The sequence below is a fragment of the Deinococcus planocerae genome, from assembly GCF_002869765.1.
GTDB lineage: Bacteria > Deinococcota > Deinococci > Deinococcales > Deinococcaceae > Deinococcus > Deinococcus planocerae.
On the sequence record NZ_PNOR01000031.1, the window covers coordinates 1 to 19,516 of the forward strand.

Consider the following 19,516-nt stretch of genomic DNA (forward strand, 5'->3'; position numbering starts at 1 on the left):
GGGAGCCGCAGCCGCAGGAGGCACGAGCACCGCGTCGATCACGTGCACGACGCCGTTACAGGCGTTGATGTCTGCGCGGGTCACGTTCGCGTTGTTGATCCGCACCGCGTTGCCCGACACGCTGACCGTCAGGGTGCCGCCCTGCACGGTGCGGACGCTGCGCACGCCCCGGACCTGCTGGGCGGTGACCTTGCCGGGCACCACGTGGTAGAGCAGCACGGCGCGAAGCTGCTCGGGGTCGTTGAGCACCGCCGCGAGCGTGTCGCTGGGGAGCTTGGCGAAGGCCGCGTTCGTCGGTGCGAAGACCGTGTACTGCCCGCTGGAGAGCGTCTCGGCGAGCCCCGCCGCCTGCACCGCCGTCAGCAGCGTGCTGAACTGGGGATCGTTCGTGATGAGCTGCGCGATGGGCTGGCACGCCGCCCCGCCCGTCGCGGGCCGCGCGGCAGGAGCGCCGCCGCCCCCCGCCAGGGCAGGCGTGGCGAGCAGCAGACTGAGCGTGATCAAGCTGGTTTGCTTCTTCATGAACTCACCTCTGGATTGAAATGTCCGCTTCCCAATGTTCACCACACTCCCGTGAAAAGCAACTTTGGTATCCGTTGAGACAGAACATCTAAACGAAGTTCCCGCACGGTTTTGCCGAGTCCTCACGCGAGGTTCATGCGGGCCGCTGGCCTCCTCCGCCCCCTTCGTTCCCGTGGAAGGGCGCACGAGGAGGGCGGGGAGGCCCGTGACCTCACCCGCCCCGCCGGTGCCCGGCGCCTTACCGTCCGAAATACTCCGGCAGGTCGGCCTCGGTGATCAGGACCTCGCGCGGCTTGCTGCCCTGGTGCTTGGAGACGATGCCCATCGCCTCGAGCATGTCCATCAGCTTACCTGCCCGGGCGTGGCCCACCGAGAGGCGCCGTTGCAGCCGCGAGACGCTGCCCTGGCCCTCCTCGATGCAGATCAAGGCGGCCTGGCGCAGGTGGGGATCGGAGAAGTCCATGTTCGCCTTGTCGGCTGTGGGCCCGCTCGCCGAGACGGTGCCGTCGAAGTCCGCCCCGTACTCCTCCACGAACACGTCGTCGAAGACCTGCCGCCGCAATTCGTCGGTGATGCGCGCCGACTCCACCTCGGAGATGTAGGGCCCCTGGAGGCGCAGCGGCTTGATCAGGCCGGGCTGGTAGAACAGCATGTCGCCCATGCCGGTCAGCCGCTCGGCACCCACCGAGTCGAGGATCGTGCGCGAGTCGTGGCTGCTGCTCACCGCGAAGGCGACGCGGGCGGGCACGTTCACCTTGATCAGGGAGGTCAGGATGTCCACCGAGGGGCGCTGGGTCGCCAGCACGAGGTGCATCCCGGTCGCGCGCGCCATCTGCGCCAGGCGCATGATCGCCGACTCGACCTCCTTGGGCGAGGTGATCATCAGGTCCGCCAGCTCGTCGATGATGATGACGAGGTGGGGCAGCTCCGCGTCCCCAACCTGGCGCATCTTCGCGTTGTACTGCTCCAGGTTCTTCGCGCCGACCTGGCTCATCATCTTGTAGCGCCGCTCCATGTGCGCCACGCCGCCGAACAGCACGCCCGCCGCGTCCATCGGGTTGGTCACCACGGGCCGCACGAGGTGGGGAATCCCGTCGTAGGGGGTGAGTTCCACCATCTTGGGGTCCACCATCAGGAAGCGCAGCTCGGTGGGCAGGTAGCGGTAGAGCAGCGAGGTGATCAGCGTGTTCACGCACACCGACTTGCCCGAGCCCGTCGAGCCCGCGATCAGGAGGTGCGGCATCTTGGCGAGGTCGCCGACCATCAGCTCCCCGTCGATGCTCTTGCCCAGGATGATGGGAAGCTTGGCGCGCGTTCCCCGGAAGGTGGAGGAAGCCGCCGCTTGGTGGAAGGTGACGGGCTCGCGCTCGGTGTTGGGGACCTCCAGGCCGATCACGCTCTTGCCGGGCACCGGGGCCTCCACGCGCACCCCGCCCACCGCGAGCGCCCGCGCGAGGTCGTTGGAGAGGGAAGCGATGCGGCTGATCTTCTCGCCGGGGGCGGGCTCGATCTCGTAGCGGGTCACGGTCGGCCCGCGCGCGAAGTCCACCACCCGCGCCTGGAGGCCGAAGTGCCGCAGCGTCTGGTCGATCACCGCCGCCCGCTGCCGCGCCGCCACGTCAAGCTGCGCGGGGTTCACCGTGCCCACGGGCAGGGGGTCGAGCAGGTCGTAACCGGGGAGGGCCAGGTCCACCGCCCCCTGCGCAGGGCGGCGCCGTTCGGGTTTCGCGCTCTCCCAGGGGGCGGCGCTCTCGTCGTCTTCCTCTTCCAGCGTGGCCTGGGCGGCGCGGCGGCTGGGAGCGCTCGCCTGCACACCTGAACTGCCCAGCAGCGGCTCGGAGGCGCGGGGCGGCACGGCGCCGATCACGGTGGTGGAGGGGGGAGGGGAGAGGGGCGTCGGCTGCTTTTCCTCGCTGAGGTTCACCGTGCCCCCCCGCGCCGGGGCCTCCCCCGTGAAGTCGAAGTCGAGGGCCGGGGTCTCGGTGGAGCCCACCGCCATCAATTGTACCCGCTCCAGCGCCTCCTCCTGGGCGCGGGCGAGGCGGGCCCGCCACTCCTCCTGGGTACTCAGGGTGCCGTCGGGGTCGCCCGCCAGCGCCTCGGCGAGGGTGGCGGCGATTTCCGTGGGAGCGCGGTCGAAGGCCGCCGCGAGGTCGGGCCAGCCGGGGTAATGCCGCTCGCGCTCACGCCACGCGGTGAAGTCCTCGGCGAGGTCGCGCCACGCCCGCTCGCGCTCGCGCCACGCCGGCAGCTCGCGCGTCAGGGTGGCCGCGTCCGCCTTGCCGAGCGCCTTGAGGGCCGCCTGCCGCTCGCGCTCCAGCTTTCCGGCGCGGCCCGCCAGCCGTTGCAGGTCGGCGACCATGTTGCGGCGCAGCCGCTCCAGGGCGCCGCTCGCCAGGGTGCTGGGGAGTTCGATGCTCAGCTCGTGCCGCCCGGCCCGGACCTCGTTCGCCACGGCCTCGGCCTGGGCGCCCGCGTCGGGGGCCTCGCGGGAGACGGCCTCGCGCAGGTCGCGGGCGGCGCCCCGGGCGAAGGTGCTCAGGCCCTCGCGCCACCGGCCCAGCTCGCCCTCCATGCCCTTGAGGCCGGACTCGTCGAGACCGCGCACCTCGCGGCGGGCGGCGCGGACCTCCTCGTCGAGGCCTCCCAGCTCGCGGGCCTCGGGGTAGAGACGGCGCAGGGTCTCCACGTCGCGGGCCTGGGCCGCCAGCCCCTGCCGCACGCCCGCCCGGGCCCGGGCCGCCTCGCGCCCCTCCTGCCGGGTCTCGATCACGCCCTGCACGCGGGTGGTCGCTCCCCCCAGCAGCACGCTCAGGCGCCGGAAAAGCCCCTTGAGCAGCGTGAGGGGCCGCAGCCGCAGCATGATCTCCAGGCCCAGGGTCAGCGTCACGAGCGGGAAGAGGACCGCCGCGTACCCCAGGGCGTCCACCAGCGGGCCCATCAGCCGCGCCGCCCCCTCGCCCGCCGCGCCGGGAGAGAAGACCTCGTGCAGCGCGAGAAGGGAGGCCACCACGACCACCCCGCCGAGCACGCGGCGGGTCAGCCCCTTGAGGTCCCGTCCCAGAAACACCAGCACCCCGTACGCGATGGGCACCACGGGCAGGAGGTAAGCCCCCCAGCCCAGCCACCCGGTGAGTACCGCACGCGCCTGCGTCATAAACCCGCTCTCCGCGATCTGAGGCAGGGTCAGGGTGACCGCCAGGAAGATTCCCAGCGCGAACAGCACCAGCCCCAGCGCCTCCCCGTCGAAGCGGCTGGCCGGAGGAGCGCTTTTTGCACGAGCCTTCGCCATGAACAGAATTGTAGCCCACCGGACCCACCCGCCACGGCGCGCCCAGCGCGCATTTTCGGAACCCGCGCACTCTGTGGACCCGGGCACGATTGCCGCGCTCCCCCCCCGCCTGGGCCCGATAATGCCCGGGTGGCCCTGATCCTCCCCCCGCCGCTCGCGCACGCCCTGTGGGCGCACGCCGGGCGCGAGGCTCCCCGCGAGTGCGTCGGGGCGCTCGGCGGCCACGCCCGCGACGGGGAGGCGGAGGCGGTCGCCCTCTACCCCCTGCCCAACATCGCGTCCGAGCCGGAGCGCACCTACCTCGCCGACCCCGGCCACCTGCTGCGGGCACTGCGGGCGATGGAGGCGGGCGGCCTCACCCTCGTCGCCCTCTACCACAGTCACCCGCTCGGTCCGGCCTCACCCAGCCCCACCGACCTCCGGCTTGCCGCGTACCCGGTGCCCTACGTCATCGCCGACCTGACGACCCGCACCCTGGCCGCGTACCGACTGCCGGGGGGAGAGGTGGTGCCGATTCGTGCCGGGGGCTGAGCCCGGTATCCACGCGCTGCACGGCTTCGTCGGGAGTGGCAAGACGACCCTTGCGCGGCGGCTGGAGCGCACGCTCCCGGGAATGCGCTTCTCACCCGACGAGTGGCTGGTCGCCCTGTCCGGCCCCGGCCTGAACGCCGAGGAATTTCCGCCCGCCTTCGCCCGCGTCATGGCCCTGATGGAGGAGCAGTGGACCCGCGCCCTGGAACTCGGCGTGCCCGTCATCCTCGACCACGGCTTCTGGAGGAGGGCCGACCGTGACGCCCTGCGCGCGCAGGCCGCCGCGCTCGGGGTACCCCTCACCCTCTACGCCCTGACCCTGCCCGACGAGGAGGCGTTGAGGCGGGTGCGGGTGCGGAACGCTCAGCCCGGCGCCCTGCCGATCAGTGACGAGACCTTTCGGCTACTGCGTGCCCCCTTCCAGCCGCTCGAAGCGGACGAGGAGGCGGTTTGGGTGGGGCAGGAGTAGGTGGGTGGCGGCAAGAGTTGGGCGGTAGATGGGGCTGGTTTGCGCGGCCTGTTCACCCCCTCCCAGCCTCTCGCGGTGCGAGCTGTACCAGTCCCCCTCAAGGGGGAGGGGTAAAAGATGATCGCTACGGCAACCTGCCCAGCCGCTCCAGCAGCAGACCGAACACCCCCTCGTCGTCCACGCTCACGGCGACCTCTGCGTTTGCGGGCTGCCGGGTGACCCCGAACAGGTCGCACACCGTCCGCCCGAAGTTCAACCCCTCCTGAAGCTCGACCTGCACGGACATGGGCTGCATCTTGAACAGGTCCGGGCGCAGCACGGCGGCCACCGCCACAGGGTCGTGCAGGGCGCCGCCGCTGAGCCCATAACGTTCGCGGTACACCCCCGCGTAGAAGGTGAGGAGTTCGGCGCTCACGGCCCCCGCCCGGTTTCCCAGAGCACGCAGGGCGTCCAGGCGATCCGGGGTGGCGATGACCTGCATGGTGACGTTGAGGCCGAACATCCGTAGGGGAACACCAGAGCCCAGCACGATGTGGACGGCGTGCGGGTCGGCGAGGGCGTTGAACTCGGCGGCGGGGGTGCGGTTGCCTCCGGCGGTGCTTCCGCCCATCCACACGACCTCGCGCAGCAGGCCGGGCACGTCTGGGGCCAGCCGGAAGGCGAGCGCTATGTTCGTGAGCGGCCCGGTGGCGACGAGGGTGACCTCGCCGGGCCGTTCGCGTGCCGTGCGGACGATGAAGTCCACCGCGTGTTCGGCCTCGGGCTCTTTTTCCGGTTCCGGCAGGTTGGCGGCGGGGAGGCCGCTGTCCCCGTGGACCGCCGCCGCCGTCAGCGGAGAGCGGACGAGCGGGCGGTCCGCCCCGGCATAGACGGGCACGTCCGCCCCCGCCAGCGCCAGCGTCACCCCGGCGTTGCGGGTGGTCAGGGGCAGGCCGACGTTGCCGTGGACGGTCGTGACGCCCAGCACCCGCACCTCCTCCGGGCTCGCCAGCGCGAGCAGCCAGGCGATGGCGTCGTCGAGGCCGGGGTCGCCGTCGAGGATGACGGAAAGGGGCAGGGAAGGGGCGGAGGTCACCCGGGCATTGTAGGAAGAGAGGCCGCCCACGCCACAACGCGGACGACCTCCCGGCAGGTTCTTCCCGGCTAAACCGTCAGGTTCCGCAACTCCTGCGCCGCCGCCTCCGGCAGCTTGTCGTTGGCGAACTCGCCCGCCCCCTGCTCGGTCCCGGCGAGGTACTTCATCCGGCCCGGGGCACGCAGGTAGGGGTAAATCTCGATGTGGAGGGGGAACTCGGGGTGAGGGTCGCCCCCCACCGGGCCCTGGTGGACGGTCAGCAGGTACGGCATCCGCACCCCGAAGAGGGCGTCTTGCCGCAGCAGGGCGTCTTTCAGCGTCCGGGCGAAGGCGGCCTTCTCCTCCGCGCTCAGCTCGCTCAGCAGGGCGACCGGGCGGGTGGGCAGCACCCACGTCTCGTAGGTGTAACGGGCGAAGGGAGGCACGACGCTTATAGCCGCGCCCTCGTCGTGCAGGACCCGCAGGCCCGCCTCCCGCTCCCCGGCCACGAAGTCGGCGAGCCAGGGGCGCCCGTTCTTCTCCAGGTAGCCCTGGGCCGAGTCGAGCAACCGCGCCTGCACGGGCGGGATGTGGTCGTACGCGTAAATCTGCCCGTGCGGGTGGTGCAGGGTCACCCCGACCTCGACCCCCCGGTTCTCGAAGGCGAGGACGCTCCTGATCTTGCCCGTCGCCGCGAGGCGGGTGGTGCGGTCGGCCCAGACCTCGATCAGGAGGGTCATCTGCTCGGGCGTCAGGTCGGCGAGGCGGCCTTCGGGGCTCTGGCTGAAGACGACGACCTCGCAGCGGCCCACTCCTGCCCGGACCTCGACATTGGGGAAAGGTTCGGGCTCGGGCGCGTCGAGGGTCAGGCTGGGGAAGCGGTTCTCGAAGACGGCGAGGTCGTACACGCCGCGCGGCAGCTCGGTGGGGTGGCCGCCCTCCCGGATCGGCGCGAGCGGGTTGTAGTCGGGCGGGGGCAGGAAGGTGCGGTTGAGGCGGTGGGCGGCGTACATCACCCACTCGGAGCGCAGGGGGTGCCAGCGCATCACCGGGCGGGCCTGCACCGGGTCGCCGGGGGTGGGAATCTCGGACTCGACCCGCACGGGTTCCAGGCCGTAGAGGGTCAGCTCGCGCCCGTCGGGCTTCTCGAAGGCCTCGGCGTGGAAGGTGGGAGAGGGCTGGGTCATGGTCGCTCCGCGTTCATGGGCCTACCCTACCCGCGCTGGAGAGGAATCGTCACTCGGCGGGGTCGGCGTCTCTACGACCTCGAAGCTCACGGGCGCGAGCGTCCGGCCCTCCCACTCCACCGCCTCCGGGTTCCAGTTCTGCACGAGCGTCACGCCCGCCCGGCGGCTGAGGCGCACCCCGCCCGGCAGGTCCACCGTCTCGACCCCCGCCTCGGCCAGCACGCCCCGCAGCACGGCGTGGATCAGGGGTTCGGAGTGGGCGCCGATGACGGTCGCGCGGCCCTGCCGGGTGACGGCGGGCAGGCCGTCCTGCGGGCCGCCGACGTAGGTGGACATGGCCTCTGCCCCCGTCAGCCGGTAGCTCTCCGCCCAGGCGTGGGCCTCGAACTCGCCGTCCGGCCCCTTGACCTTCTGCGTCAAGCCGGGCCGCAGCGAGTCGAATTGCAGGAGTTTCACGCCGAGCAGCTCCGTGAGCGGTCCCGGTTGCCCCTGCGCCCACGTCTGCCCGCTCGACGTGCGGACGCCCGTGCGGGGTCCGCAGACGAGCCGCGCGCCGCCCTCCGTCGCCGTCCACCAGCGGGCCGCCCGTTCCTCGGTCGCCAGCGTGATCGCCGGGGCCACGACGACCGCGTACCCGCTCAGGTCCGCGTCCGGGTGCAGGATGTCCACGTCCACCCCGAGCGAACGCAACGCCCGGTAGTACGTCACCGTCTGTGCCCAGTAGCTCAGCGAGGCGCTGTGGGGCTGCGCGCCCAGCAGCCACAGGCTCTCGTAGTCGTGGAGGAGGGCCACGCGGGCGGGCACTTCGCCGACGGGGAAGAGGTTTTGATCGAGCGCCGCGACCTCCGCGTATCCCCGGTCGGGCGTCTCGTCGTGGCGCAGGAGCCCCGAGTGCAAGACCTCCTGCGCCATCGTGGCCGCCCGCCAGCGGAAGTAGCTCACCACGTCGGCCCCGTGCGCCCACGCCTGCGCCGTCCACAGCGCGACCGCCCCATCGGCGGGGAGGGGGTTGAAGGGCGCCCAGTTCACCTGCCCGCACTGCTGCTCCATCACCCAGAAGCCGCTCGGGGTGCCCTCGCCCTCCCGGCCCAGCCTGCCTGCTCCCCTGACCAACCCGCGGTAGACGTCGTGGTTCCAGCCCACCAGATCGGGGTGCCCGGTGCGGGCGAAGCGAAGTTTGGCGTCCTCGCCTACCATGCGCCCCGCGAAGAACTCCAGCATCCCGGTCGGGTAGTTGTCCCAGGTGGCGAAGTCCAGGCCCTCGGCCACCCGGTAGTGGTCGAAGCCGCTCTCGAAGATCATGAAGTTGTGGGTGACGAAGCGCCCCGGCGAGAGTTCGCGCAAAATCTCGACCTGCTCGCGCTGGAAGGAGGCGATCTGGTCGGACGCGAAGCGGTAAAAGTCGAGGATGTGGGCCGGATTCGCCTCCGTCACGGTGAGGTTGGGCGGCCTGACCTGCGCCCAGTCGCCATACTCCATGCTCCAGAAGACGTTGCCCCACGCCTCGTTCAGCGCCTCCAGCGTGCCGTACCTCTCCCGCAGCCAGCCCGGGAAGGCCGCCGCGCTCGCCCCACCGTAGCTCCTCCCGGTGCCGTGGCAGGCGAACTCGTTGTCGGTCTGCCAGCCGACGACCGCCGGATGCCCGCCGTACCGCCCCGCCACCGCCCGGGTGACCCGCCGCGAGTGCTGCCGGTACACGGGCGAAGCGAAGTCGTAGTGCCGCCGCGAGCCGAACTCGCGCACCCGGCCCTCCTCGTCGTAGGGCAGGATTTCGGGGTGAGACCGGATCAGCCACGCGGGCGGAGTGGCCGTCGGGGTACACAGCACCACCCGCAGGCCCGCGGCGTGGTACGCCTCCACCGCCTCGTCCAGCCACCCCCAGTCGAACTCGCTGGGCCGGGGCTCCATGCGGCTCCAGGCGAACTCGGCGAGGCGCACGAAGGTCAGGCCGAGGTCGCGCTGCTGCCGGGCATACGTCTCCCAGCGGTCACGCGGCACATGCTCTGGGTAGTCGCACGAGCCCAGCAGGAGGTGAGGGGGGGTGGAGGCGTCGGGTGAGGTCATGGTGGGGTCCTGTCGGGGGAGGGGCTGGAGAACGAAGGAGGACCCGTGACGGCAACCACCGTGAGGGACCTCACCATCTTCCTTCTTTGCGGGGAGCTTAGGGGGATAGGCGGCGGAGCGTCAATCGGGCGCCGTGAACCCCGCTTCACGCCCGACACACGCGCCCCCACGCGGGCACGCCTACGCTTCCCCCCATGACCGGACGCAGCGACGACGAGCAGATGGGCGCGGGCGCCCCCCAGGCCCAGCGCAGCACCGATTCCGAGAGCGCGACGAAGTCCCCCACCCCTCAGTCCGGCGTCGTGCAGGACAGCCCCGGCACGACGGAGCTGAGCATGGAGGAGGCGGGCCTCATCGACGGGCAGGGCAACAACGTCGGCGACGACGACGTGGGCACGGGCGGCGGCTGAACGGCGAGGGAAAACAACGAGAACGCCCCAACCCGCGAAAAGAGGAGTGGGGCGTTCTTCTTGCCCTGGAACTTGACCGCTTCCCTCAGCGCACGTCCACGAGTTCCACGTCGAAGACGAGGGTGGAGTTGGGCGGAATGACGCCGGGAACGCCTGCCGCCCCGTAACCGAGGTGCGGGGGAATGGTGAGGCGGGCCCTGTCCCCCACCCGCAGTTGTGCAATGCCCTGGTCCCAGCCGGGGATGACGTAGCCGACGCCGAGCGGGAACTCGATGGGTTCTCCCCGGTCGCGGCTGGAGTCGAACTTGCGCCCGTCGGGCAGGGTGCCCGTGTAGTGGACGCGGACGGTCTTGCCGGGCGAGGCGGGGGTACCGTTGCCCTCCTGGTACTTCTCGACGATCAGTTCCTGCTGGTTCATGCCGCTCAGCGTAAGTCCCCACCCTCCCCCCGTCCCGGACTCTGAAGCGGGCGTGAAGGAGGGTGACTGCCGCCCCGTCCCCGCTGCTAGGATGCCCCGCGTGACGCCCGTTCCCTCCCGCCGGTCCTCGGGCGGCGATCTTCTCGGCGAGTTGCGGGCCTTCTGGCGGGTCTGGGTCCTCGGGGCGCTGCTCCCGGTGTGGGTCTTCACGACCTTCGTGGCGACCCTTGCGCGGGTGGACGGCGACAGCATGAACCCCACCCTGCATCACCGCGATCTGCTCCTGCTGCTCAAATACCCGCGCTGGCTGCACGCGTGGGGCCTGCCCACCTCCTACCCCCAGCGGGGCGACCTCCTCATCTTCAAGTCCCCGGCGGACAGCCCCTACAGCTACGAGACGGTGTGGGGCGTGCGGCACCGTCCTTACAACATCAAGCGCGTGCTGGGCCTCCCCGGCGATACGGTCGCCATCACGGACGGGCGCGTGATCGTGAACGGGCGGCCCGTGGCCGAGAGCTACGTCAACGACGGTGTTCTCACCGACCAGCCTGCCCTGCGTGTGCCGCCCGGCAAGGTGTGGGTGCTGGGCGACAACCGCCTGATCGGCGAGAGCCTGGATTCCCGCGCCTACGGACCCGTCTCGCTCACCGACGCCGCCGGACCCGTCAACCTGCGGCTGTGGCCGAATCCCGGGCTGGTGCACCGCTGAGGCTTTGAAGCACACCCCATGAGAAGGCCGTCAGCACCAGGCCGGACGAGACCCTTCACTTCGTTCAGGGTGACACTTCTTCCGACAACCGCTCTAGGCGTCCAGCCCCGGCAGCCGCTCCCCGGCGCGCACGGGCTGGGCCACCCAATTCTCGCGGGGGGGCAGCGGACAGGTCCACCCCTCCCCGTAGGCGCAGTACGGGTGATAGGCGAGGTTGAAGTCGAGGTGGACGAGCATCCCCTCACCCTCCGGCGCCCGGACGAGCGGCGCGTCGAGGTAGCGCCCCGCCCCGTAGGTCTCCGGCCCGCTCGTCGCGTCGCGGAAGGGGACGAAGACCCTCTGCGGGAAGTCCTCGCCGGGGGGGGCGTACAGGGTGAAGGTGTGCGGGCCGCCGGGCAGCTTCGCGGTCGCCGTGCCGAAGCGGGCCATGACGCGCGTCTCGCCCGTGTTCGTGCCCAGGGTGACCTCGGCTCCGTCGGCGCGCTCGACTGGAGCGGTGAAGGCCCAGGCCGGGTCGGGCGGGTAGTAGCTCAGGCCCCGGAAGCCCGCCAGCTCCGCCCCCGTGATCGGCCCGCGCCCCGAGGCGAAGTGCTCGTCCTTGCGGCGGCGGAAGTCGGTGACCGCCCGCGCGTGCGCCTCCCCCGCCGTCACCAGTCCACCCGCACGCGCTCGCCCGCGTACTCCACGATGTCCCCGCGCCGCAGCTTCTTGCGCCGCCGCGTCTCGATGGCGCCGTTGAGCCGCACCTCGCCGCCCTGCACCCGGAACTTCGCCTCGCCGCCCGTCTCGACCAGCCCGCGCAGCTTGAGGAAGTCCTGGAGGTCGATGGTGTCGCGCTCCTCGGGGGCGGGCCGTGCGTCCTGGGTCATGGGGGCAGGGTAACACCGGGGGTCGGGAGAGGGGAGGTCCGGGGTGAGGAGAAAGTCGCCTTCCCCGCCCCCTGCTCGACCCAGGACCAGCGGCACTCTCCTGGGCGGCGGCGTTCACTCCCCCACGTCCGGGGCCGGGTTCGCCGCTCCCTGACCCGGCGCCAGCCACGTCTGGGCCCACACGTCGAGGTGGCGCAGCACCCCGCCGAGCGCGCGGCCCTTCTCGGTGAGGTGGTACGTGATCCGCACGGGCGTGTCGGGAACGACGGTGCGGGTGACCAGGCCCTCGGCCTCGAACTCCTTGAGACGCTCGCTGAGCAGGCGTCCGCTCAGGCCCGGCACGGTCGCCGTCAGTTCCGAGAAGCGTGTGCGGCCATGAAACAGCGAGAAGAGGATCGCGCCGGTCCAACGCTTCCCCACAAGGTCGGTGGCGTGATGGAAGGCCGGACTGAAGGGGTCGCCGGACGGTCGGGGCATGATCCCAGTGTAAGCCAGAGGTCACTAAGAATAAGCTGGTTGACAAAAGTAACCGCCTCTGTCTACCCTATGGGCGTGGTTACGAAAGGTAAGTAGACCGCACCCCCAGGAGGTCCCATGACGCTCGATCTCTCCCGACACGCCCGGTCCTCTCTGATCAGGAACAGCGCTCTGGCCGCGCTGGCCGCCAGCGTTCTCGCGCTCGCCGTCTTTCTTGGCGCGACGGCGGCGGGCGTACCCCTGAGCGTGCCCGGTCCCGGCGGGGCCCTGCTGGAGATCAGCGCGGTCATGATCGTGGTCGCCAGCGTCGCCGGGACTCTGGGGGCCACGCTGGTACTCGCCGCCCTGAACGCGCTTGCCCGCCACCCTCGCCGCAGCTTCGAGGTCACGGCGTTCGCCGTGCTCGCCCTGTCCCTGGTGCCGGTGCTCGCCGGAGGCCTGCCCGCCGTGACGGCTCTGTCGCTCGGCGCCATGCACCTCGTCGCGGCGGCGGCCATCGTCGCGCTGCTGCGCCCGGCGGCGAGGACCGTGCGGTGAGGGTGCTGCTGCTTGGCGCGACCGGCCACCTCGGCCTCCCCCTGCTGCGCCAGACCCTCGCCGCCGGGCACGAGGTCACCGCGTTCGTGCGCCGTCCCGAGGGGTTGGAGTCTCACCCACGCCTGCGGGTCGTGCGGGGAGACGTTCTCGACCCGGCGGAGGTCGCCGCCGCCCTGCCCGGCCACGGCGCGGTGCTGAGCACCCTCGGCGGTTCGCCGGACGTGCTCACCCGGGGGGCGCGGCACATCGTCGCCGCCATGCAGGCGGGCGGGGTGCGGCGCCTGATCGCCGTCGCGGCGGCGGGCATCCTGCCGCTGGACGACCGGACCCTCGTGCGCGACCTGCCGTCTTTCCCGGCGAGCTTCGGCGAAGTCTCCGCCGCCCACCTGCAAGTCCACGAGGAGCTGCGCGCCTCGGACCTGGACTGGACGCTGCTGTGCCCGCCCGCGCTCGTTGACGCTGCCCCGACAGGCCGCTACCGGGTCCAGGCCGAACGCGCGCTGGCGGACGCGCGGGCCGTCTCCACGGGGGACGCCGCGCACTTTATCCTCGGCGAACTGGCTGCCCCCCGCTTCGTGCGGTCGCGCGTCGCCATCGCGTCTTAAACCCAGGCTCGAAACTCCGCCTCGCCGCCCGTCCCCATCAGCCCGCGCAGCTTGAGAAAATCTTGGAGGTCGAAGCTGGCGACCTCTTCGGGGGAGGGCCGGGCGTCGTCATTCCTAGGAAGGGGAACAGGGAAACGGTTGCGCCGATCCATTCTTGAGGAGAAGCGCCGGAGGTCCAGTCACGAATGAGAAAGGCCAGGGACGGTTCCTGTTCTATAGGAAACCTTCGTGGGTACTGAGGATAGCCAGCGATGCGGCAAGCCTCCGGTGAAGTGCCGGGTGTCGTGATGCTCAGGCCGTCGCCCACTCGAAGCTCCCCCGACCATTGCCTGATCTTGACGGCCAGCACCCAACCCCGCCCCGTGATGAGAAAGGCGGCTTCCAGCACCCCCTCGAACCTTCGCTCCTCCGTCAAGGCTTGTACTGCGCCGCGAACAGCCTCAAGTCCGCGTCGTCCACCCGGCGATCCTGGTTGAGGTCGCCCACTGTGGCGCCCGTCTTGCCGTAGTTGTTCATCAGGAGGGCGAGGTCGGTGAGGTCGATCTTTCCGTCGCCGTTGAGGTCGGCGCCGCTCAGGCGGGTGCGGGCGGCGTCGGGCGTCCAGGCACTCAGGCCGAGTTCGTCGGTGAGAGCCGAGCGGATCGCCTGCGCGAGCGGCAGCGGCCCCTGCGGGTTGAACTCGATGCGGCGCACGCCCCCCACGCTGACGGTGCGGGCCACCACGTCCGGGTTGAAGGCCACCCCGGCGGTCGGGCCGCTGCCCCCCACGGTGATCAGGGGGCCGCCGCTGGTATCGAGCGTGACGGGGCTCTCCCGGGTGCTTAGCGCAGCCAGGGCGTCCTGCACGGCCTTCGTGAGTTCGGCGCCCTGGGGCCGCAGCTTGACGGAGGCGGCCTGCCCCCCCCCGGCGGCGAGGGCGAGGGCCAGCAGCAGCGCGCGTCTCATCTCGCCTCCCGGGCGGCGCGAAGGGCGTCACGGAAGCGGGCGGGATCGCTGGGAATGGCGTTGGGTTCATTCACGGGTGGAGTGGTGGCCGCGGGCGAGGTGGTGCCGGAAGCCGGGGTGGTCGTCGGCGTGCTGCCAGCGGTGGAGTTGGGGGTGGTCGCGCCCGGAGCGGAGGCAGTCGCGGAAGGGGTGGTGCCTGTGGCCGTGCTGGGAGTCGTCGTGCCGCCCGCTGTGGAACTGGTTGCGCCTGCACTGGTGGTCGTTGCCGGGGGAGTGGTGCCGGGTGCCGTGGCCGTCGCGGTGCCGGAGGTGGCCGTGCCCGGCGCCGTGGTCGTCGCGCCGGAACCGGGGGCCGCCGTGGAGGTCGTCGAGCCGGGCGGCGTGGGTGCGGTCGCCGTGCCGGTGCCGGAGATCGCGGTGCCGCTCGTGGTGGAAGTCGCTGCCCCGGTCGTGGTCGGGGTGGCCGCAGAGCCGGACGGGGTGGTGGTGCCGGAGCCGGTCGAGGCCCCGGTGCCCGCGGTCGTGCCCGCCGCCTCACCCGGGCGCGTGACCCTGCCGTTCACGATGGGGTAGACGCCCTGCGCGAAGCCCACGATGGGGTTGTCCATCCGCCTGCTGTAGAGGAGCAGAAAGGCCTCCTGCCCGGCGCGTAACTCCGGCAGGTCCTCCAGCCCCGAGAGCACGTACAGCACGGGCCTGCCCTCCCGCTGCGGCAGGGTGGCGGGGTCCCCGGCGACCGTCTCGGTGACCGTCAGGGGGTAGGTGATCCAGGTCGCCTCACCCTCCGTCACGTTGGTGGGCGTGCCGAGGGTGGCGCGCACGATCACGTCCGCCTTCCTCGCCTGCTGCGTCAGGGTGAGGGTCGGGGCGGTCGTCGCGTGGGCGCTCAGAGGAGCGGCCCCCAGCGCGAGGGCGGCGAGCAGGGTCAGGGCACGCCTCACGGCTGGCCCCCGCTCTGGGAGGTCCCGGGGCTGGTCGTCGTCGAGGTGCCCGGCGTGGTCTGGGTCCCGGTCGAGGTGGAGGTTCCGGTGCTTCCCGGGGCGGTCGTCGTGCCCGTGCCCGTCGAGGAGGGCGTGCTCGCCGGGGCCGGGGCCGGCCCGCCCGAGGTGGCGAGGACCTTGCCCGTGCCGTCGCGCGCCTCGAAGGCGAAGCGGCCCGCGTCGAGGGTGACGGCCTTGGGCGGCTTCACGCTCACCAGGGCCACGCGAGCCCCGTTGCGGGGCACGGTCTTGAAGCCCACGTCCACCGTCAGGGTGCGGCCCGCCTGTTTCCAGAACAGCACGCCGCCCCCCTCGGCGGGTTGCACGCGGGTGACGGCCACGCCTTCGGGCAGGTCCCAGGTCATCCGCGCGGCCCGGACGGTGCGCGGCGCGGTGATGTTGAGCGGGATGCGGGTCTCGCCGCGAATCTCGCCGCTGGGAAGCTGGGGCTTCAGGGCCAGCGGGGGCAGCTCGCCGATGTTCAGCGTGTACGTCTGCACCTTGGTGCTGAGGTTGGCGTCCGCCGCCTCGACCGCGAAGGTGTACGTCCCCGTCTTCGTCGGCGTGCCGCTGAGTCTCCCGCCGCGCAGGGTCAGGCCGGGGGGCAGCGTCCCCGAGCCCACCCGCATCGAGTACGGCCCCGCCCCGCCCGCCACGCCCACGGGGGCGTCGTACGTCTCGGCGAGGTAAGCGACGGGCAGGCTGGTGGTCGTGAAGTAGAGGGGGTCACTCGTGCTCGACGTGCCGGTGGTGGTCGAGGTGGGGGTCGTGCTGCCGCAGGCGACGAGCAGCATCCCACCCGTCAGCAGCGCACACACGGGCAGGACCCGGCGGAGGGCGAGCTGTCTCATGGCGGGTAGTGTAATGGCCTTTCATGAGGCTCCTGGCGTGGAGATGGGGGGTGGGGGCCCCCCTGGCCTTCGTGCCCTCCGCGCTGTCTGTGTGCTGGCCGGGCGGTAAACTTCCCCGCATGACAACTGGAACCTTGCCCGCCCTCCCGACTCCCGGCGAGCGGTTGGGGCGTTACACGGTGGAGAGGGTGGAACCCTTACCCGAGATGCAGGGCACCCTCGTGCTGCTGCGGCACGAGCTGGGCGCCCGGCACGCCCACGTCGCCCGCGACGACGACAACCTCGCCTTCGGGGTGACCTTCCCGACCGTGCCGGGGGACTCGACCGGCGTGGCGCACATCCTCGAACACGTCGTGCTGATGGGCAGCCAGAAGTACCCGGTGCCCGACCCCTTCTTCGCCATGCTGCCCAGAAGCCTGAACACCTTCATGAACGCGATGACGGCGAGCGACTGGACGACCTACCCCTTCTCCACCCGCAACGAGCAGGACTTCTACAACCTGCTCTCGGTCTACCTCGACGCCACCTTCTTCCCGCTGCTGCGCTACGAGAGCTTCCGCCAGGACGGCCACCGCTTCGAGTTCGAGACGCCGGACGACCCGACTACGCCGCTGAAGCTCCAGGGCGTCGTCTACAACGAGATGAAGGGCGCGATGGCGAGCCCCGGCGCGGTGATGTACCGCGAGTTCGGCAAGGCGCTCTACCCGGACCTCACCTACGCGAACAACTCCGGCGGCTCGCCTTCGGCCATCCCGGGGCTCACGTACGAGGGTCTGCGGAATTTCCACGCCGCGCACTACCACCCCAGCAACGCCTTTTTCTACACCTATGGGCGGGTGGAGCTGCGCCGGGTGCTGGACGAGATCGAGTCGCACGTCCTCTCGCGCTTCTCGGCGCAGACGCTCGACGTGAGCATTCCCGACCAGCCCGCGTTCGAGGGGCCGCGCCGGGTGGACGCGACCTACCCCGGCACCGACGTGGAGCGCGGCGGCCAGGTCAGCGTGGCGTGGAAGCTCGGGCACTCGACCGACCCCGACCTGAACCTGCGCTGGAGCGTGCTCTCGGACGTGCTGCTCGGCAACCCGGCGGCGCCCCTCACCCGCCCGCTCATCGAGTCGGGGCTGGGAAGTGCGCTGGCCGACCTCTCCGGCTACCGCGACAACTTCCGGGAGGGCGCCTTCGCGGTCGGCCTCAAGGGGGTGAGCGCCGGGAGGGCGGGTGAGGTGCAATCTCTCGTGCTCGACACGCTCGCGGCTATTGCGAGGGACGGCATCGACCCCGAACTCATCGAGAGCAGCCTCCACCAGTTCGAGATCGGGCAGCGCGAGGTGTCGAACGCCGGGACCCCCTACGGCCTGCAAGTGATGTTCCGCCTCCTCGGCCCATGGCTCTACGGCGGCGACCCGGTGACCGGGCTGCGGCTGGACACCGAGTTGGAAAGCCTGCGGACCGACCTCGCCCGGGGGCGCGTGTTCGAGACGATGATCCAGCGGGACCTCCTCGACAACCCGCACCGGGTCACCCTCGTCCTCGCGCCCGACCCCGACCTCGCCGCGCGCACCGAGCAGGCCGAGCGCGAACTCGTGGGGCGGCTGAGCGCGGGCTTCACCGACGAGGACCGCGCCCGGATCGTCCGGGAGAGCCTGCAACTCCAGTCCCTCCAGGCGCAGGAGAGTGACCCCGACGTGCTCCCCACCCTCGGCCTCGGGGACGTGCCGCCGACCGTCGCCCGCCCGCCCTACACGACCGAGGAAGAGGGCCGCGCGCTCGTCGGTCGGGTGCCGCAACCCACCGGGGGCCTCACGTACCTCGACGTGCAGGTGCGCTTGCCCGACCTTCCCGACGACCTGATCGACACCCTGCCCCTCTACGCCTTCGCGGTCACCCGCAGCGGGGCGGCGGGCCAGGATTACGTGGCCCTTGCGCGGCGGATCGAGGCCGTGACGGGCGGCGTGAGCGCGAGTGTCGGGGTGGGCGGCAAGCCGGACAGCCTCGACGATCTGCGCCTGTCGCTGACCTTCAGCGGCAAGGCGCTGGCCCGCAACGGGGACGCGCTCGTGGGCGTGCTGCGCGACGTGATCGCTGCCCCCGAGTTCGACCGCGAGCGGCTGACGCAGCTTCTCAAGCAGCGCCTCGCCGGGCTCAAGGCGAGCGTGGTCAACGCGGGCAGCGCCTACGCCGAACGCCTGGCAAGCGCGCAGGTGAGCCCCGCCGGGAGCATCGAGGAGCGCCTGAGCGGCCTGACCGCCCTCGCCACCCTGAAACAGATCGTGGAGGGGGACGGGGTGAACGCGCTGCTGGGACGCTTCGCCCGCCTCCGCGAGTTGATCCTCGCCGGGAAGCCGCTGCTGTGCCTGACCGCGACTTCGGACGACCTGGGCCTTGACCTCCACTCCATCACGGGGGAGTTCGGCGGGGACGCCCCGGTCGGCCACCCTGCGCCCAGTCTCCTCCCCGGCGGTCCTCAGGCGCGCACGGCGGACTCGCCGGTCGCCTTCAACGCGGTCGCCTTCCGCACGGTGCCGTACACCCACCCCGACAGCCCGGCGCTGCTCGTCCTCTCACGGCTCTTGAGAAGCGAGTACCTCCTCAAGGAAATCCGCGAGAAGGGCGGCGCGTACGGCGGCGGGGCGAGCTTCGACGCGCGGGGCGGCGTGTTCACCATGTCGAGCTACCGCGATCCCCACATCACCCGGACCTTCGAAGTCTTCCGGGATGCCCGCGCCTTCCTCGACGTCACACCCCTGACCGAGCGCGAACTCACCGAGGCGGTCTTGTCGGCGAGCAAGACCCTCGACCCCCTGACGAGTCCCGACACCGTGGGCCGCCTGCGCTTCTACGGCGATCAGGCCGGGTACACCCCCGAGGTGCAGGAGGCGTACAAGGCCCGGCTCCTGCGCGTGACACTGGACGACCTGAAGCGGGCGATGGACGCGCACCTGACGGCAGAAAACGTCGCTTACGCCCTCGTGGCGGGCCGTGACCCGAACCCCGAGACGGAGGCGCTGGGGCTGCACTTCGAGGTGCAGGGCGTGTAGCTCGTCGCTGGTCGCTCGTAGCGCGAAGGAAGGGTGGGGGAGGCCGCCCGCGTCTCCCGCCCCTTTGGCTACCGCTTGACCGCTACGTCCGGTCAGGCCCCTCACATTCGGCACGCATGAGGGCTGGCGAGACTGAACCCATGCGGCGACTGAAAACGGTGGTGGCGCTGGCGGCCCTCTCGGCGGGGGTGGCGGGCGCAGAGACGTTCGGGGTGCAGGCGGGGGTCGGAAACGCGGGGCTGCACCTGGGGGCCTACAGCCGGGTCGCGGGCTTCGGCCCGGTGCAGACCGAGCTGCGCGGCACCTTCGACCGCTCGCTCACGGGCGGGGGAGAGACCCGGGTGGGTGCCGACGCGCTCCTCAGCGTGAATCTGCTCCTGCTGCGCCCGTACGCCGGGGTGGGGGTCGGCCTGCCCCTGGGCGGCGGGAGCGGCGCGTCCTTTCAGACGACCCTGGGCGCCCGCTTCGGCCTGCCCGGCCCCTTCTCGGGCTTCGCGGAGGGGAACTTCGGCTCGCGGAACGTGTACCGGGCGGGGTTGCTGCTGCGGTTCTAAGGGA

20 protein-coding genes are annotated in these 19,516 nt (G+C 71.6%); 8 read left to right on the top strand and 12 right to left on the bottom strand.

The genetic code is table 11. The features are described from left to right. Both A7B18_RS15930 and A7B18_RS15935 read right to left on the bottom strand, forming a co-directional pair. A partial coding sequence (locus A7B18_RS15930; RefSeq protein ID WP_146009564.1) for a fasciclin domain-containing protein occupies window positions 1-522 on the bottom strand: 522 nt, incomplete at its 3' end. Window positions 523-760: 238 nt separating this feature from the next. Next, window positions 761-3,814 (bottom strand): DNA translocase FtsK, encoded by a 3,054-nt coding sequence (locus A7B18_RS15935; protein WP_102127694.1) that lies wholly within the window; start codon window positions 3,812-3,814, stop codon window positions 761-763. A gap of 129 nt (window positions 3,815-3,943) precedes the next feature. Between A7B18_RS15935 and A7B18_RS15940 the strand changes: the two genes are divergently transcribed. Further along, window positions 3,944-4,345 carry a M67 family metallopeptidase gene (locus tag A7B18_RS15940; RefSeq protein WP_102127695.1) on the top strand — a complete coding sequence of 134 codons (402 nt, stop codon included), beginning with the start codon at window positions 3,944-3,946 and terminating at the stop codon, window positions 4,343-4,345. Then, the gene (locus A7B18_RS15945; protein WP_180970195.1) at window positions 4,332-4,814 is read left to right on the top strand and encodes a P-loop nucleotide/nucleoside kinase family protein; all 483 of its coding nucleotides are present in this window, start codon (window positions 4,332-4,334) and stop codon (window positions 4,812-4,814) included. Before A7B18_RS15940 ends, A7B18_RS15945 begins: the two co-directional genes overlap by 14 nt. A gap of 124 nt (window positions 4,815-4,938) precedes the next feature. Here the strand turns inward: A7B18_RS15945 and A7B18_RS15950 are convergent, their stop codons facing one another. The 3 genes from A7B18_RS15950 to A7B18_RS15960 form a co-directional block, all read right to left on the bottom strand. Further along, the gene (locus A7B18_RS15950) at window positions 4,939-5,889 is read right to left on the bottom strand and encodes a nucleoside hydrolase (protein WP_102127731.1); all 951 of its coding nucleotides are present in this window, start codon (window positions 5,887-5,889) and stop codon (window positions 4,939-4,941) included. A gap of 68 nt (window positions 5,890-5,957) precedes the next feature. Further along, window positions 5,958-7,055 (bottom strand): galactose-1-phosphate uridylyltransferase, encoded by a 1,098-nt coding sequence (gene galT, locus A7B18_RS15955; protein WP_102127696.1) that lies wholly within the window; start codon window positions 7,053-7,055, stop codon window positions 5,958-5,960. 21 nt (window positions 7,056-7,076) lie between these two features. Next, window positions 7,077-9,119, bottom strand: coding sequence for a beta-galactosidase (locus A7B18_RS15960; RefSeq protein ID WP_102127697.1), 2,043 nt, complete (start codon window positions 9,117-9,119; stop codon window positions 7,077-7,079). Between the two features lie 194 nt (window positions 9,120-9,313). Here A7B18_RS15960 and A7B18_RS15965 point away from each other — a divergent pair, with 194 nt between their 5' ends. After that, window positions 9,314-9,529: a hypothetical protein gene (locus A7B18_RS15965; RefSeq protein WP_102127698.1), complete on the top strand. Its 216-nt coding sequence runs from the start codon at window positions 9,314-9,316 to the stop codon at window positions 9,527-9,529. An 85-nt stretch (window positions 9,530-9,614) separates the two neighbouring features. Here the strand turns inward: A7B18_RS15965 and A7B18_RS15970 are convergent, their stop codons facing one another. Continuing rightward, complete coding sequence (locus tag A7B18_RS15970) at window positions 9,615-9,947, bottom strand: FKBP-type peptidyl-prolyl cis-trans isomerase (protein WP_102127699.1); 333 nt, start codon at window positions 9,945-9,947, stop codon at window positions 9,615-9,617. Window positions 9,948-10,038: 91 nt separating this feature from the next. On the opposite strand from A7B18_RS15970, the gene lepB reads away from it, so the two are divergent. Continuing rightward, complete coding sequence (gene lepB / locus A7B18_RS15975) at window positions 10,039-10,656, top strand: signal peptidase I (RefSeq protein WP_102127700.1); 618 nt, start codon at window positions 10,039-10,041, stop codon at window positions 10,654-10,656. Between the two features lie 93 nt (window positions 10,657-10,749). Here the strand turns inward: lepB and A7B18_RS15980 are convergent, their stop codons facing one another. The 3 genes from A7B18_RS15980 to A7B18_RS15990 form a co-directional block, all read right to left on the bottom strand. Beyond that, window positions 10,750-11,310 (bottom strand): DUF1684 domain-containing protein, encoded by a 561-nt coding sequence (locus tag A7B18_RS15980; RefSeq protein WP_102127733.1) that lies wholly within the window; start codon window positions 11,308-11,310, stop codon window positions 10,750-10,752. Further along, entirely contained in the window at window positions 11,304-11,525 is a 222-nt protein-coding gene (locus tag A7B18_RS15985; protein WP_102127732.1) for an RNA-binding S4 domain-containing protein, read from the bottom strand. Before A7B18_RS15985 ends, A7B18_RS15980 begins: the two co-directional genes overlap by 7 nt. Window positions 11,526-11,639: 114 nt before the next feature. Continuing rightward, the gene (locus A7B18_RS15990; protein ID WP_102127701.1) at window positions 11,640-12,002 is read right to left on the bottom strand and encodes a winged helix-turn-helix transcriptional regulator; all 363 of its coding nucleotides are present in this window, start codon (window positions 12,000-12,002) and stop codon (window positions 11,640-11,642) included. Between the two features lie 117 nt (window positions 12,003-12,119). Between A7B18_RS15990 and A7B18_RS15995 the strand changes: the two genes are divergently transcribed. After that, window positions 12,120-12,539 (top strand): DUF6069 family protein, encoded by a 420-nt coding sequence (locus A7B18_RS15995; protein ID WP_102127702.1) that lies wholly within the window; start codon window positions 12,120-12,122, stop codon window positions 12,537-12,539. Continuing rightward, window positions 12,536-13,144: an NAD(P)-dependent oxidoreductase gene (locus tag A7B18_RS16000; RefSeq protein ID WP_102127703.1), complete on the top strand. Its 609-nt coding sequence runs from the start codon at window positions 12,536-12,538 to the stop codon at window positions 13,142-13,144. Before A7B18_RS15995 ends, A7B18_RS16000 begins: the two co-directional genes overlap by 4 nt. A gap of 411 nt (window positions 13,145-13,555) precedes the next feature. Here the strand turns inward: A7B18_RS16000 and A7B18_RS16010 are convergent, their stop codons facing one another. From A7B18_RS16010 to A7B18_RS16020, 3 genes are read right to left on the bottom strand one after another with little or no spacing between them, the layout of a single operon-like run. After that, the gene (locus tag A7B18_RS16010; RefSeq protein WP_102127704.1) at window positions 13,556-14,089 is read right to left on the bottom strand and encodes a hypothetical protein; all 534 of its coding nucleotides are present in this window, start codon (window positions 14,087-14,089) and stop codon (window positions 13,556-13,558) included. Beyond that, entirely contained in the window at window positions 14,086-15,030 is a 945-nt protein-coding gene (locus tag A7B18_RS16015) for a hypothetical protein (protein ID WP_102127705.1), read from the bottom strand. The genes A7B18_RS16010 and A7B18_RS16015 overlap by 4 nt, the downstream gene beginning before the upstream one ends. After that, complete coding sequence (locus A7B18_RS16020; RefSeq protein ID WP_245872922.1) at window positions 15,027-15,920, bottom strand: Ig domain-containing protein; 894 nt, start codon at window positions 15,918-15,920, stop codon at window positions 15,027-15,029. Before A7B18_RS16020 ends, A7B18_RS16015 begins: the two co-directional genes overlap by 4 nt. 119 nt (window positions 15,921-16,039) lie before the next feature. On the opposite strand from A7B18_RS16020, the gene A7B18_RS16025 reads away from it, so the two are divergent. Continuing rightward, window positions 16,040-18,958: an insulinase family protein gene (locus A7B18_RS16025; protein WP_102127735.1), complete on the top strand. Its 2,919-nt coding sequence runs from the start codon at window positions 16,040-16,042 to the stop codon at window positions 18,956-18,958. Between the two features lie 140 nt (window positions 18,959-19,098). Beyond that, complete coding sequence (locus A7B18_RS16030; protein ID WP_245872923.1) at window positions 19,099-19,512, top strand: hypothetical protein; 414 nt, start codon at window positions 19,099-19,101, stop codon at window positions 19,510-19,512. The last annotated feature ends 4 nt before the right edge of the window (window positions 19,513-19,516 follow it).

Bases quoted from the DNA above. Each gene is read 5' to 3' on its own strand.
- A7B18_RS15935 (WP_102127694.1), bottom strand. From the start codon at position 3,814: ATGGCGAAGGCTCGTGCAAAAAGCGCTCCTCCGGCCAGCCGCTTCGAC.
- galT (WP_102127696.1), bottom strand. From the start codon at position 7,055: ATGACCCAGCCCTCTCCCACCTTCCACGCCGAGGCCTTCGAGAAGCCC.
- A7B18_RS15960 (WP_102127697.1), bottom strand. From the start codon at position 9,119: ATGACCTCACCCGACGCCTCCACCCCCCCTCACCTCCTGCTGGGCTCG.
- A7B18_RS15965 (WP_102127698.1), top strand. From the start codon at position 9,314: ATGACCGGACGCAGCGACGACGAGCAGATGGGCGCGGGCGCCCCCCAG.
- A7B18_RS15970 (WP_102127699.1), bottom strand. From the start codon at position 9,947: ATGAACCAGCAGGAACTGATCGTCGAGAAGTACCAGGAGGGCAACGGT.
- lepB (WP_102127700.1), top strand. From the start codon at position 10,039: ATGCCCCGCGTGACGCCCGTTCCCTCCCGCCGGTCCTCGGGCGGCGAT.
- A7B18_RS15985 (WP_102127732.1), bottom strand. From the start codon at position 11,525: ATGACCCAGGACGCACGGCCCGCCCCCGAGGAGCGCGACACCATCGAC.
- A7B18_RS15990 (WP_102127701.1), bottom strand. From the start codon at position 12,002: ATGCCCCGACCGTCCGGCGACCCCTTCAGTCCGGCCTTCCATCACGCC.
- A7B18_RS15995 (WP_102127702.1), top strand. From the start codon at position 12,120: ATGACGCTCGATCTCTCCCGACACGCCCGGTCCTCTCTGATCAGGAAC.
- A7B18_RS16010 (WP_102127704.1), bottom strand. From the start codon at position 14,089: ATGAGACGCGCGCTGCTGCTGGCCCTCGCCCTCGCCGCCGGGGGGGGG.
- A7B18_RS16020 (WP_245872922.1), bottom strand. From the start codon at position 15,920: ATGAGACAGCTCGCCCTCCGCCGGGTCCTGCCCGTGTGTGCGCTGCTG.
- A7B18_RS16025 (WP_102127735.1), top strand. From the start codon at position 16,040: ATGACAACTGGAACCTTGCCCGCCCTCCCGACTCCCGGCGAGCGGTTG.
- A7B18_RS16030 (WP_245872923.1), top strand. From the start codon at position 19,099: ATGCGGCGACTGAAAACGGTGGTGGCGCTGGCGGCCCTCTCGGCGGGG.